The organism is Rhodococcus sp. ACS1, from assembly GCF_002300155.1.
In the GTDB taxonomy this organism is placed as follows: Bacteria; Actinomycetota; Actinomycetes; order Mycobacteriales; family Mycobacteriaceae; genus Rhodococcus_F; species Rhodococcus_F koreensis.
Window position 1 is genome coordinate 572,222 of sequence record NZ_NSDZ01000008.1, and the last position, 13,304, is coordinate 585,525.

Annotated in this window: 13 protein-coding genes and 2 pseudogenes; 11 read left to right on the forward strand and 4 right to left on the reverse strand. The window is 65.7% G+C overall.

The window, feature by feature from the left end; all coding sequences use genetic code 11:
* The first annotated feature begins 195 nt into the window (after positions 1–195).
* The 6 genes from CJ179_RS36900 to CJ179_RS36925 are packed head-to-tail and all read left to right on the forward strand — an operon-like array spanning position 196 to position 6,261.
* Positions 196–1,131, forward strand: coding sequence for an ornithine cyclodeaminase family protein (locus tag CJ179_RS36900; protein ID WP_095864726.1), 936 nt, complete (start codon positions 196–198; stop codon positions 1,129–1,131).
* Positions 1,128–2,057 (forward strand): 4-hydroxy-tetrahydrodipicolinate synthase, encoded by a 930-nt coding sequence (dapA, locus tag CJ179_RS36905; protein ID WP_095864727.1) that lies wholly within the window; start codon positions 1,128–1,130, stop codon positions 2,055–2,057. The genes CJ179_RS36900 and dapA overlap by 4 nt, the downstream gene beginning before the upstream one ends.
* On the forward strand, positions 2,057–2,893 hold the full coding sequence (locus tag CJ179_RS36910) for a fumarylacetoacetate hydrolase family protein (RefSeq protein WP_095864728.1): 837 nt from the start codon (positions 2,057–2,059) through the stop codon (positions 2,891–2,893). Before dapA ends, CJ179_RS36910 begins: the two co-directional genes overlap by 1 nt.
* Positions 2,894–2,912: 19 nt before the next feature.
* Entirely contained in the window at positions 2,913–3,425 is a 513-nt protein-coding gene (locus tag CJ179_RS36915; protein WP_095864729.1) for a flavin reductase family protein, read from the forward strand.
* A complete protein-coding gene (gene ribA / locus CJ179_RS36920; RefSeq protein ID WP_257015966.1) occupies positions 3,422–4,681 on the forward strand; it encodes a GTP cyclohydrolase II in 1,260 nt (419 codons plus the stop codon). Before CJ179_RS36915 ends, ribA begins: the two co-directional genes overlap by 4 nt.
* A complete protein-coding gene (locus CJ179_RS36925) occupies positions 4,678–6,261 on the forward strand; it encodes an AMP-binding protein (protein WP_257015967.1) in 1,584 nt (527 codons plus the stop codon). Before ribA ends, CJ179_RS36925 begins: the two co-directional genes overlap by 4 nt.
* A gap of 244 nt (positions 6,262–6,505) precedes the next feature.
* On the opposite strand, the gene CJ179_RS36930 is transcribed toward CJ179_RS36925, so the two are convergent.
* Genes CJ179_RS36930 through CJ179_RS36940 form a run of 3 tightly spaced genes read right to left on the reverse strand, consistent with a single transcriptional unit; the run spans position 6,506 to position 8,584 of the window.
* A complete protein-coding gene (locus tag CJ179_RS36930; RefSeq protein ID WP_095864730.1) occupies positions 6,506–7,279 on the reverse strand; it encodes an SDR family NAD(P)-dependent oxidoreductase in 774 nt (257 codons plus the stop codon).
* Positions 7,276–7,776, reverse strand: a complete 501-nt coding sequence (locus CJ179_RS36935; protein ID WP_179377791.1) for an SRPBCC family protein — start codon at positions 7,774–7,776, stop codon at positions 7,276–7,278. Before CJ179_RS36935 ends, CJ179_RS36930 begins: the two co-directional genes overlap by 4 nt.
* Positions 7,777–7,780: 4 nt before the next feature.
* Positions 7,781–8,584: an SDR family oxidoreductase gene (locus CJ179_RS36940; RefSeq protein ID WP_095864732.1), complete on the reverse strand. Its 804-nt coding sequence runs from the start codon at positions 8,582–8,584 to the stop codon at positions 7,781–7,783.
* Between the two features lie 175 nt (positions 8,585–8,759).
* Here CJ179_RS36940 and CJ179_RS36945 point away from each other — a divergent pair, with 175 nt between their 5' ends.
* Positions 8,760–9,635: a helix-turn-helix domain-containing protein gene (locus CJ179_RS36945; RefSeq protein WP_095864733.1), complete on the forward strand. Its 876-nt coding sequence runs from the start codon at positions 8,760–8,762 to the stop codon at positions 9,633–9,635.
* On the opposite strand, the gene CJ179_RS52300 is transcribed toward CJ179_RS36945, so the two are convergent.
* Positions 9,616–9,915, reverse strand: coding sequence for a hypothetical protein (locus CJ179_RS52300; protein ID WP_218834886.1), 300 nt, complete (start codon positions 9,913–9,915; stop codon positions 9,616–9,618). The two genes, CJ179_RS36945 and CJ179_RS52300, sit on opposite strands and share 20 nt — an antisense overlap.
* Between CJ179_RS52300 and CJ179_RS53835 the strand changes: the two are divergent.
* The 4 genes and pseudogenes from CJ179_RS53835 to CJ179_RS36960 all read left to right on the forward strand — a co-directional run.
* Positions 9,902–10,089: pseudogene (locus CJ179_RS53835) on the forward strand (hypothetical protein); the annotation flags it as partial. The gene CJ179_RS52300 and the pseudogene CJ179_RS53835 sit on opposite strands and share 14 nt — an antisense overlap.
* 43 nt (positions 10,090–10,132) lie before the next feature.
* Positions 10,133–11,266, forward strand: a complete 1,134-nt coding sequence (locus CJ179_RS36955) for an IS701 family transposase (RefSeq protein WP_095864734.1) — start codon at positions 10,133–10,135, stop codon at positions 11,264–11,266.
* The gene (locus tag CJ179_RS51675) at positions 11,263–11,424 is read left to right on the forward strand and encodes a hypothetical protein (protein ID WP_005569480.1); all 162 of its coding nucleotides are present in this window, start codon (positions 11,263–11,265) and stop codon (positions 11,422–11,424) included. Before CJ179_RS36955 ends, CJ179_RS51675 begins: the two co-directional genes overlap by 4 nt.
* Positions 11,425–11,804: 380 nt before the next feature.
* Positions 11,805–13,294 (forward strand): annotated as a pseudogene (locus CJ179_RS36960) (CHAD domain-containing protein).
* The last annotated feature ends 10 nt before the right edge of the window (positions 13,295–13,304 follow it).

Below are 13,304 nucleotides of genomic sequence, written 5' to 3' on the forward strand. Positions count from 1 at the left end.
TCTATAAGTAATCGATGATGCGTGTATCCATATCTTGATATTTGCTTTATACCACGGAATCTCTATTGTTAGGTGCATCACAGCCTCAGTGGTATGGATCGCCGATCCGTTCCGCGGGAACGAGGACCACACACCCCGTGCGCACCGATTGCACGGGTGTGTCCGCCCTCGAACACACAACTGGCAAGGAACACGATGAACGTACCGTGGATAACGGAACAGCAAGTACGCGAAAGGGTCTCGATCCTCGACGCCATCGAGTCGGTCACCCGATCGATTACCCGTGAAGTCGACGGCACCGCCCGAAACATCCCGAAAACGATGACGACCTGGGAGCCGGCCAGCAGCGCGCACGCTCTCGGTGCCTATGACGAGGGCGCCGGCCTCGTCGCGTTCAAGACCTGGGTCAACACTCCGGCAGGTGCCTCGGCGCTGATGACGCTGTTCGACGCCACTACCGGTACCCCCCGTGCGGTGCTCGAGGCCGGTGCGCTGGGTGCACTGCGTACCGCGGCGGTCTCCGGGCTGGCGACACGCCTGATGAGTGCCCCCGATGCGTCCGAGTTCGCCCTGATCGGCAGCGGACGGCAGGCATTGGGACAAGTTGCTGCGGTGTGTGCAGTTCGACCGATCACCCGGGTACGGGTGTGGAGCCGCTCCGAGAACAGCCGGACCGGTTTCGCGGCAACGGTGCGCGAAAACCTCGGCATCGACGCCGTCGCGGCCCCCACACTCGCCGAGGCCGTCGACGGGGCCCCCATCGTCACCCTCATCACCCGAGCGACGGAACCGTTCCTCCCGCGAGGACTGTTGTCCCCGGGAACGCACCTCAATGCCGTCGGCGCGATCTTGCCGAGCAACGCCGAGTTCGATCCCGCGTTGCTGGCCGACGCCGACCTGGCGGTCGTCGACAGTATCGCCAACGCACGTCGATCATCCCGGGAGCTGACCGAGTACTACGGCGAGGACTGGACCCCCGTCAAGACCCTCGGCGACCTTCTCACCGGTGCGGTGGTGCGTCCGCTGCACCCCGTTTTGACGATCTTCAAAGGACTCGGGATGGGTCTGGCCGATCTGGCGGTGGCAGCAACGGTGCTCGAGTCGACCAATCGCGAAGGAGTACTGGCATGAGATTCCGCACCGACACCGCACTGATCACCGGATCGATCGCACCCTTGATCACCCCGTTCACCGATAGCGGAGCTCTGGACACGGCAAGCCTGCGCCGACTGGTCCAGTGGCATATCGCGGCCGGATCGCACGGATTGTCGATCGGTGGATCAACCGGGGAGCCGGCCGCACAGACCGTCGCCGAGCGGATCGAGGCGATCGAGGTCGTCGCCGACGAGATCAACGACCGCGTTCCCTTCATCCCTGGAACCGGATCGGCCAAGCTGGACGAAACCCTCGAGATCACCGCAGCCGCTCATGCCGCCGGCGCCGATGCGGCCTTGATCATCACCCCCTACTACGCGCGACCCACCCAAGAGGCGCTGTACCGGTGGTACGCCACCATCGCACGGGAGTTCCCGGACCTGCCGATCATCATGTACAACGTTCCCTCGAGAACCGCCGTCGAACTGGACCCCTCCACGGTCGCCCGCCTCTACCGGGACTTCGACAACATCGTCGGTATCAAGGAAACAACGAAGGACTTCGAACACTTCTCCCGGGTGATTCACGAAGCCGGAGAGAACATCTCGGTGTGGTCCGGCATCGAACTGCTCTGCCTGCCCCTGCTGGCACTCGGCGGTGTCGGATTCGTCAGCGCCGTCAGCAACATCGCCCCCCACACCGTCGCGCGGATGTACGAACTGTGGACGGCCGGTGATCACGACGGTGCCCGCGCACTTCACTACGCACTGCACCCGCTGGTGGACCTGCTGTTCGTGGAGACCAATCCGGCACCGGCCAAGTGGGTCCTGCACCAGCAGGGACGGATCGCCTCCCCGCACGTGCGGTCCCCGCTCATCACGCCCACATCGACCGGCATCGACCGGATCGAGACCCTCCTCGGCCAGGCATCGACCATCCTCACCGAAGAAAAGGCCTTCTGATGCGAGTGGCCACGGTCGAACAGGACGGTGATCCGCGGACCGTCATCCTCGACGCAGACGGCCGACCGCGGGACGTGACCGGGCTCACCGGTGTGGTGACCGCAGACGTCGACATCGACAAATTCGCTGTCCTGACCGATCAGGACCTGGGCCGATGCCCGGTGATCGATCTCGACCAGATCACCCGCTGGCTACCGCCGGTCACCGATCCGCGGCGAATCCTCTGCGTCGGTTTCAACTACCACAACCACGCCGTCGAGATGGACAAGGAACCGCCGCAACATCCCACCTTCTTCGTCCGTTTCCCCTCCTCGCTCGTCGGACACATGGAGCCGGTCGAACGAACACCGGTGTCCGACAGTTTGGACTGGGAAGGCGAGATCGCGATCGTCATCGGCCGCGGCGGCCGCAACATCCGAGCCCACGATGCGGCGCACCACGTCTGGGGCTACACCGCCTTCGCCGACAACAGTGTCCGGGAATTCCAACTCCACGGAACCCAGGCCACGGCGGGAAAGAACTTCGACCGGTCCGGGTCGGTCGGCCCGTGGCTGGTCACGGCGGACGAGATCGCCGACCCGAAAGCCCTGGAAGTGCACACCTACCTCGGCGACAACCGAGTACAGGCCGGGGTTCTCGCGGATCTGGTATTCGACATTCCCTCGGTCATCGAATATGTCAGCACGTGGACGACGCTGACCCCCGGAGACATCATCGCCACCGGCACGCCGGCAGGGATCGGTTACCGGCAGGATCCGCCCAGATACCTACAGCCCGGGGAAGTGCTGACCATCGACATCCCCGGCGTCACTCGACTCGTCAACCACATCCGCTGACGTAGCGAGGAGGAAGAACATGACGACATGCTCGACAACACCGCACGAGGACATCGCCGCATCACTGAAGGAGGTGATGGCTGCGGTCTGCACCCCGGTCTCGGTGGTGACGGCGATGGACGGGGATCGACCGCACGGGACCACCGTCAGCGCCTTCGCGTCCTTGTCGATGGCACCCCCCATGGTCCTGGTTTCTCTCGACCGGACCTCCGAGCTCCTCGGAATCATTCAGCGCGGCAGACGCTTCGGCGTCAACATCCTCGGCAGCGCCCAGTCGGCGGCAGCAACGACTTTCGCCCGCAAGGGGACCGACAAATTCGCCGACACACCGTGGACCCTGGTCGGTGGTGTTCCCCGTTTGACCGGGACACCGGGCTGGGTGGTCTGTGACGCGTCCTCCTTCGTCGAGGGGGGAGACCACATCGTCGTGCTGGGTGAGGTTCGTGAAGCGGTCGCCCACGACGGATCACCGCTCACCTACTTCCGCCGCGATTTCGGCACCCACATGTTGCTCGGCCAGGAGCACCGGTGACCCCGGATCGGGCAGGCGAACACGCGGTCAACCGGGCAGTCACGGCGCTGCGGACCGGCGGCATGGTCGTCGTCCTCGATGGCGAAGATCGCGAGAACGAGGGCGACCTCGTGGCCGGTGCCGACACCGTCAGCGCCGAGCAGATCGCTTTCATGGTCCGCCACACCACCGGCATCCTCTGCGTTCCGATGACCACCGAACGAGCCGATCAGCTCGAGTTGGCGCCGATGGTGCCGGTGAACACCGACACCCACCAGACCGCCTTCACCGTCACCGTCGACCACATCGGCGCCGGGACCGGCGTGTCCGCCAGCGACCGCGCGATGACCATACGCGCCCTCGCCCGCTCGACCAGCGTCCCCGCTGACTTCCGCCGCCCCGGACATGTCTTCCCGCTTCGCGCCCGCCCGGGCGGTGTCCTGGAGCGACCAGGGCACACCGAAGCCGCACTCGACTTACTCACCCTCGCCGACCGTGCTCCGGTCGGGGTGATCGGGGAAATCGTCGCCGAGGACGGCGCGATGCGACGGGGGCCGGATCTGCGCCGATTCGCGGACAGCCATGGGCTGCCCGTGGTCACCATCGCCGACCTCGCGCAAGCCCTGCATCCGGAAACAGGACCCGTGGAAAGACTCTCGACCTCGCGCATGCCCACCGCCTTCGGCGAGTTCCAGGCAATCGCCTACCGGTCCAGCGATGACGGAGTCGAGCATCTGGCGTTGGTGATGGGAGACGTGGCCGCGGCCGCCGAGAGTGAATCCGGTGCCCTCGTGCGCCTGCACAGCGAATGCCTGACCGGGGACATTCTCGCCTCGACCCGGTGTGACTGCGGCAGCCAACTCGAGCAGGCACTGATGGCGGTCAGTCAGGAGCAATGCGGCGCGGTGATCTACTTGCGGGGGCACGAAGGCCGTGGCATCGGTTTGGCGCACAAGATCCACGCCTACGCGCTGCAAGACCGCGGGATGGACACCGTGGACGCCAACCTCGCCCAAGGCCTCGCCGCCGACGCCCGCTCGTACGCGGTCGGAGCCCACATCCTCAGGGAACTCGGAGTAGGCAGAGTGCGCCTGTTGACCAACAATCCGGCCAAATGCGCGGCATTGACCACCGACGGACTCGAGGTCCTCGCCCGCGTCGGGCTCTCGACCAACGCGACCACCGACAATGTCCGTTACCTCCGCACCAAACGCGACCGCATGGGCCATGTACTCGACATCCCCGATATCACCGACTCTGAAAGAAGCGTGCTGTGACCGCTCATCTCGGCGATCAGGTCCTGACACCCCTGAACTTTCTCGAACGCGCGGAGGCCATCCACGCCGATCGCACCGCCATGACCTACCACGCCCAGTCGTGGTCGTACGGCGAGTTCGCGGTCACCGCCCGCCGCATGGCCGGCACCCTCGCAGGCCACGGAGTCAAACCCGGCGACCGCGTCGCCGTCCTGGCCTCGAACACCCCGCTGATGCTGCTCGCGCACTTCGCCGTTCCCTTGGCCGGCGGCGTGCTCGTCACCCTCAACCACCGCCTGGCCGCCCCGGAACTCAAGTACATCGTCGAGCACTCCGGCGCATCACTCGTCCTGGTCGATAGCGAATTCAGCACCGCCGCAGAATCCTTCGGCATCCGCACCCTTACTGCCGGACAGGTACTGGACGCGCACGGACCCGAATACGCCCACACGGTCGAGGACGAACGCAGCCTCATCTCACTGAACTACACCAGCGGCACGACCGGCCGGCCCAAGGGCGTCATGTACCACCACCGCGGCGCCTACCTGCAGGCGCTTGCCATGACCCACCACGCCAAACTCGGCCTCGACACCGTCTACCTGTGGACCCTGCCGATGTTCCACTGCAATGGCTGGTGTTTTCCCTGGGCAATCACCGCCGCCACAGGAACGCAAGTCTGTCTCGATCGCCCCGACCCCGACACCGTATGGGCCCATCTGCGCAGCGGGGGCATCACCCACTTCAACGCCGCTCCCACCGTCCTCACCAACCTCACCCAACATCGTCAGGCAGACAACGGGCCTCTCGGCAGAATCGTCGAGGTAGGAACCGGGGGAGCGCCGCCGTCCCCCACACTGTTGTCCGAATTGACCGCACTCGGCATCCACACCACCCACCTCTACGGTCTCACCGAAACCTTCGGCCCTGCCGTGGTGAACGAACCACGCCCCGAATGGACCACCCTCAACCATACCGATCTCTCCAAAGCAATGGCCGTGCAGGGCAACTCCAACATCGTCGGCACAGGAATCAGGGTCCTGGACACCGTCGGCAAGGCCGACGACGCCCCGATCGCCGACGTCACCGCCGACGGCACAACTCTCGGGGAGATCGCGGTCCGAGGGAACACCGTCATGCTGGGCTACTACCACGACGATGCAGCGACCGAGGCCGCCCGGATCGGCGAATGGTTCAAGACCGGCGACCTCGGCGTCATGCACCCCGACGGGTCGGTGGAAATCCGGGACCGCGCAAAAGACATCGTGATCTCCGGCGGAGAGAACATCGCCACGGTCGAAGTCGAGCACGTACTCACGTCCCATCCCGCGGTCGCCGAGGCGGCCGTCATCGGTGTCGCTGATCCGAAATGGGGCGAAGTTCCGGTGGCCGTCGTCGCGCTGCGGCCAGGCGCGGACGTGTCCACCGAGGAACTCATCTCCTACACACGTACCCAACTCGCAGGCTTCAAGACACCCAAACAGATCTTCTTTCGCGAACTGCCGAAGTCCGGAACGGGGAAGATTCTCAAACACGTTCTCCGGGGACTTATTGCGCAGGGAGACGAACAGGTGCTGCAGGTGGATCTGCGGACGAGCACCTGAATCTGTCCGCACCGATTCCGCGATGCCGCCCATGTGTCGCCACACCCAAGGTGAGCGCGCGGTATGCCCGCCCTGCGAGATGCACACCGGACGGTGACCCAGGGGAGCGGGCCGGGCTGAGTGTGCCAGCGGCGATCTGTCGGGACGGTGCCAATAGTGCCGTGTCGCCGGATGACCGTGCGAGGGTGGCCGCTCGGTGAGGAGGCCGCATTCGTGGATGCGGCCTCCTCACGAGCCGTGCAAGCTACGGAACGAGGTACCCACCGTCGACGGGCATCGTGATGCCGGTGACGAAACTGGCCTGATCGGAAAGCAGCCAGGCCGCAGCGGGGGGAATCTCCTCAGGTCGGCCCATTCGATTCATCGGGCTGGCGGTATTGAACTTGGCGGCGATGTCGGGGGGCGTCTGCGCGAGCCCGCCGATGAGCATCTCGGTGGCGGTGGATCCTGGCGCGATGGCGTTGATGCGGATCCCACTCTGGCCGTATTCGAAAGCTGTCGCCTTGGTCAAACCGATAACACCGTGCTTCGCCGCAATGTACGGCGCAATCCCGAAGTTGCCAACGAATCCGCCTACGCTGCTCGTGTTGACGATGGACCCGCCTCCCGAAGCAAGCATCGCTCGGATCTCGTGCTGCATCGACAAGAACGTGCCTTTGAGGTTGACCGCCAGGACGCGGTCATAATCTTCGTCGCTGTAGTCGTGGAAGTTGTCCAGCGTATTGAAGCCGGCGTTGTTGAACGCTGCATCGAGCCGGCCGTACGTCTCCACACAATGAGCGACCGCGGTCGCGACCGTGTCACCGTCAGTGACGTCCACGAAGACGGACTCGGCGTGATGGCCCTGTGCGCGCAACTCGTCACGAAGAGCTGTTGTGGCCTTGAGGTTTCGTGCCCCGAGCACGAGGCGCGCTCCTTCGGCTGCGAAGTGGCGGGCGGCGGCGGCGCCGATGCCCTGGCTGGCGCCGATGATGAGGGTTGCTTTGCCGGAGAGAATCCCGGTAGTGGTGGTGGTCATGACGTGACGTTACCTTTCGTATTTCCTTGCGAGGGGACGTCGAATGAGTACTCGACGCCGAGGGTCGATGCGAGAGCATCAACGGTGGAGGGCCAGACGATCTGGCAGTTGACGTGTTCGACGGTTGCCTGCGCGGCGTGACCGGCGACTTCGAATTCGCCGTGCCAGGCAATGCGGGTGCGGGCGTGCGGTCTGGCCGGGAGAGCGGTGACGGTGACCGAGGTGTGGGAGGCGCTCACCGGAATCGGAGGAGTCCCGACGAAGGAATAGGTGAAACTCCGACCCTGGCGATCCAGCTCGACAAGGCGCTCGAGAATGCGTGAGCCATCTTGGAGGTGAATCTCGCGGATTGCGCCGGGGGTTTGCGCGGCACCGTCGACGATGGTGCAGCTGGTCACTGTGGGATGCCACGACATGTTGCCGAAGTTGCCGGCCAGTGCCCATACCTCCGTTGCGGATGCGTGAATGTTGGCGGCGAGATCGTGATGAATGCGCATCGGATCAGATCGATCCGCCATTGTTGGCCAGGAGAATCTGGCCGTTGATCCAGCCGGCGGCGGGGGCCGCGAGAAATGCCGCGATGCCCGCGATGTCCGAGGGATGCCCGAGTCGTCCCATGGGCGCGGCCGCGGCGAGCGATTCCATCATGCCTGTCGGCGCTCCCGCGACGACTTCGGAGTCGGCGGCGAGGAATCCGGCAGCGACTGGGCCGACCATGAGCGAGTTGACTGTGATACCTCGGCTGCCGAGTTCGTTTGCGAGCACGCCGACTGTCACGTTCGCACCGGCTTTGGTGGTTGCGTATGCGGAGAACCCGGCTGGGGTGAACTTGACCGTGCTGGAGGTGATGTTGATGATCCGTCCGCCGTCGCGGATGGTTCTCGCCGCCTCCCGGAGCACGAGGAAGACCGAGCGAGTGTTGACCGCCAGTAGCCGGTCGAACTCCTCGGTCGTGACGTCGGCCAAGGGAGTAAGGGGTGCAGTGACGCCGGCGTTCGCAACGACGATATCGACACCGCCGAAGTGAGCCGTTGTCGCCGCGAACAGTGCTGAAACCTCGGAGCTTTCAGTGAGATCGGCCCTGACTGCGAGTGCCTGCGCGCCCCGGGATCGAAGCGACGCCACGGTTTGCTCGGCCTCGTCGCGGCGGCTCCTGTAGTGCACGACAACGGATGCGCCGTCGGCGGTCAGTGCCTGTGCGATTGCGCGCCCGATGCTGCGGGGTGCTCCGGTCACTATCGCGACCTTCCCGTTCAGTGGCCCGCTCGGCCGCGCCGACGGGTAATCCCGAGTCTTGTTCTCCATGGACGTTCCTCCGAGTGGGGCAGTAGATGCCGAGTTCGTGACTGTGCGACCTCGAGCGATGTGAAGTGGGAACGGCTATATCGTCGACCGGCAACGGGATGACAACCAGTGCCCTGCTCGGCGATAGGACTCGCAGTACCACGACGGGGCGGAAGAAGAGGAGGACAATGGAGCGGTGACCGCGAACGACAACTCGCTCGGCCAGATCCTGCGCACATGGCGAGACCGGCTTCAGCCCACCGATGTGGGACTTCCTGACAGTCGACAACGCCGTTCGCATGGTTTACGGCGCGAGGATCTCGCTGCCTTAGCCGGCGTGTCCGTGGACTACGTGGTACGACTCGAACAAGGACGAGCGCGTAACCCATCAATGCAGGTAGTTGCCGCGCTCGCCCGGAGCCTACAGCTCAACCGAACCGAGCACGATCACCTCTACCGGCTCGCGGGTCTTCTACCTCCAGCCAGCAGAACTATCTCCTCCCACGTGCCGCCCGGAGTGCAGAGACTCGTCGCACGGCTCGGGGAACTTCCTCTCGCGATCTATTCCGCCGACTGGACGCTCCTGTACTGGACTGCCCTCTGGGCGCTGCTTCTCGGTGACCCGCTGGACAGGTCGACAACCGAACGTAATCTCGTTCGAGCCACCTTCCTCGGCAACGACAAAGCCGAAACGTGTGCGACCCCATGGCCTGTCCACTCCGAGCGAGGATCGGACGCAATGGAGGCGGCCCTTGTAGCAGACCTCCGTCTTGCATCGGCCAACTACAGTGACGACACACAACTGGCCTCCCTCATCGCAGAGTTGAGAAAGGCAAGTCCGCGCTTTGCCACGTTGTGGGTAGGGGGGACAGCTGCAGTGCACGCTACTGATCGCAAAACGATCCAGCATCCCTCCGTCGGCAACGTCACGGTCGATTGCGACGTACTCCTGGTTCCCGGAGAAGATCTGAAGATCGTCGCCTACAGCGCTGATGCGGGCAGCATCGACGCTCAACGCCTCGATTTGCTGCGAGTCGCCGGCACGTATGCCCTCACAGGCCGCACAGGGTGAGCACGTCTCCGCCGCCTGCAGAAGACTTGTTCGGGTAGAGGGCGAGTAGCCGCCACGGCCAAGCAGAGCACCTCCTCCAGGTGCGGCCGGTTGAGCTGGGGACGGTGTCGTCCATGTCTTTCATGATGCCCCGACGGCCACCGCCGGTATCCGGTTCGGAGGAAGCTATCACCAGCACACCCGGTACCGGGATACCGGACGTGTTGCGGGGTTCGAACCGTCGCAGCAGCAATCCTCTCGGGTGTCCGATTCCCACCACGGCGGGCCGAAACCAGGGCATGACCGAACGGTCCACGGCCGCCTTCCATCAGATCAAACAGGCCCAGGACACCCACATCGGGACGTCGCGGGCACATCCCCGGCCCAGCAGATCACCGACGCCAAGGCGCTGCTCGATTCGGGAGCGATCACACCCCAGGAGTTCGAGACGCTCGAGGGCGCAGCACTGACCTAGTACTGCAACGGCACTTGCTTGACAGGTAGACGATACTGATTGTGTGGTCCTCGATCTGGTTGCTGCCGAGTTGGAAGCGTTGCATGAGCGGATCTCCGGTCGGTTCGCCCGGTCGGAGCCGCGGTCCCGAGTCCGTGAATATGTGACGGGTTTGGTTGCAGGTCTGGAACGCAAGAACGGGTGGACCCTCGCCGAGCGCGCCGGCGAGATCAGCCCGGACGGGATGCAACGGTTGCTGCGGCGCGCGGACTGGGACGTCGACGGCGTCCGCGACGACGTCCGTGACTACGTGGTCGAACGCCTCGGCGATCCGGCCGGTGTACTGATCGTCGACGACACCGGATTCCTCAAGAAGGGCACCCGCTCGGCCGGGGTGCAACGCCAGTACTCGGGCACCGCCGGACGGGTGGAAAACTGCCAGATCGGGGTCTTCCTCGCCTACGCCAGCGGCGCCGGCCACGCCTTGATCGACCGGGAGCTGTACTTGCCCGAATCCTGGACCTCCGACCGCGACCGGTGCCGCGCCGCCGGCATCACTGACGACATCGAGTTCGCGACCAAACCGAGACTGGCGCAACACATGATCGAACGCGCCCTCGACGCACAGGTCCCGTTCTCCTGGGTCACCGCGGACGAGGCCTACGGGCAGGTGAAGTACCTGCGGGTCTGGCTCGAGGAACGCGATATTTCCTACGTCCTGGCCACGCGCTGCAACGACGACGTGTTCACCCCGCACGGTCGCGCCGGTCGCGCCGACGAGATGATCGCCGCGGTCCCGCCGAAGCAGTGGCGCCGGATCTCCGTCGGCGACGGCGCGCACGGCCGGCGCGAGTACTCCTGGGTGCGGATCCCGATCCGGATCGCCTGGGCACCCGGGCGCGGGCACTGGTTGCTCGCCCGCCGATCCCTCTCCGATCCGACCGAGATCGCGTACTACATCTGCGCCGGACCCCGCCGCACCACGCTCACCGAACTCGCCACCATCGCCGGCTCCCGGTGGCGGGTCGAGGAATGCTTCCAGCAGGCCAAGAACGAGGCCGGCCTCGACCAGTACCAGGTACGCACCTACCGGGCCTGGTACGCCCACATCACCTTGTCGATGCTCGCCCTCGCCTGGCTCGCAGGCACGAAAACCGAAGCGACAAAAGGGGAATCGGGATCGAAGATCAGGGCATGATCGCGTACACGCTACCCGAGATCCGCCGCCTGCTCGTGCAACTGATCCTGCGACACGCCCACCCGGACGAGCACATCTGGTCCTGGTCGAACTGGCGACGGCGCCGACAACACCAGGCCCGCACCTCCCACTACCGACGTCGCGGACACCTCCCATAAGTGCCGTTGCAGTACTAGCCCGAACGCGGGGAGGGCGCAGTCGTACCCCAGCGCCGGCGTCCGCCACCTCGTGGCGGACGGGTCAGACGCCTGCCCGCAACGCCAGGAAAACGATGCAGTGCTCTCCCCGGTCATGTGTCCGATGGTGTCGAGGACGATGCGGCACGCCCCTCCCGAAATGACGCTCCGGAGAGTTTGCGGGACAGAGACGTCCGCACCCTCAACGGCGATTCTCGCCGATCCGATCGCACCCAGATGGGTGACGAATGCTGCGATCACTCCGTTCCGGCATGGGCAGTGGTTGTGGGTGCACAACGGCGCACTGCACGGGTTTCACGAGAACACGGTTACCCGCCGGGCGGGAAGGGCAGTCTGGATTCATGAGCACGGCGCAGCAGGAGCGGGAAGACAAGTACGACGTCGGTGCCGACTTCGCGGTACCGGACCTGGACGACCTGGTTCCGCCGGGCGGCCGGGTCGAGGAAGACACCGTCACCCTCGACAGCGAATACTTCGACACCGCGGACCGGGACCTGCTCCGCCAGCGCGTCACGTTGCGGCGCCGATCCGGCGACACCGACGAGGGGTGGCAGCTGAAGGTCCCCGACCGCAAGGCGCGCACCGAGATCCGGGTGCCCCTCGGCGCGGACGATTCGGTGCCCGCTGAGCTGGCCACACTGGTCTCGGGGGTGGCCCTGGGCAAATCGGTGCATCCGGTGGCGTCGATCTCGACGGTCCGGCGCCGGCGCCGGATGCTCGACGCGGAGGGAACCTGCTCACCGAGGTCGCCGACGACACGGTCCGCGCCACCGCGACCGCCGCCTCGGCCGGGGACGGTGCGGTCGCCAGCGAGTGGCGCGAGGTGGAGGTCGAACTCGGTGATGCCGGTGACGGGAAACTACTCCGAAAGATCGGCAAGCGGCTGGCCCGGGACGACGCCCGACCGTCCCGGTACCCGTCGAAGCTGTCCCGGGCACTGAACCCGAACGGTCCCGGCACCGTCGATGACGACCCCAGCGCCGACGGTTCCGGTGTGGAGGTGGTTCGGGAGTTGTTGACCGCCTACCTCGACACCCAGGTGCAGGCGATCGTCGGCGGCGACGTGTGGCTGCGCCGCGGGTTGGACCCGATCCATGCCACCCGGGTCGGCATCCGGCGGTTCCGCAGCACCCTGCGGGTGTTCAAGAAGGTGCTGGACCCCGCCGCCCGGTCCCGGCTCGACGAGGAACTGTCCTGGTACGCGGGGGTGCTCGGTGAGGTCCGGGACCGGCAGGTCCAGCGCGCCCGGTTCGCCGCCGCGGTCACCGACCTGCCCGACGAGCTGGTGCTCGGTCCGGTCGCCGCCCGCATCGAGAACGATCTGCTCGCCGAGCAACTCCGGTACCGCGCCGAGGTGATGGAAACCGTCGACGGCGACCGGTACCGGAACCTGCTCGCCGCACTGGCGTCATGGCGCACCGCACCGCCGCTGACCGAGGACGCAACCTCCGGGGCCCGGGTACTGAAGAAGGCCGCCCGGAAGGCCCGCCGCAAGGCCGACAGAAGGTTGGCGGCCGCCCTCGACGACGGCGACGACGTGGCTCTGCACCGCGCCCGGAAGGCCGCGAAGCGGGCCCGCTACGCCGGCGAACTCACCCGCGGACTGGTCGGGAAGAAGAAGAGCAAGAAGAGGATCGCCGAATACAAGAAGGTCCAGAAGGTGCTCGGGGACCACCAGGACAGCGTGGTCGCCCTGGGCACCCTCCGCACCCTCGGTGCCCGCGCCGGGAGCACCGGCGGCGAGAACGGGTTCACCTTCGGGTTGCTCTACGGGCTCGAGCTGCAGGCCGCGCGCCGCGCCCGCGAGGATGCAGCCCGGCTCACCACCTGACCCTTCCGAA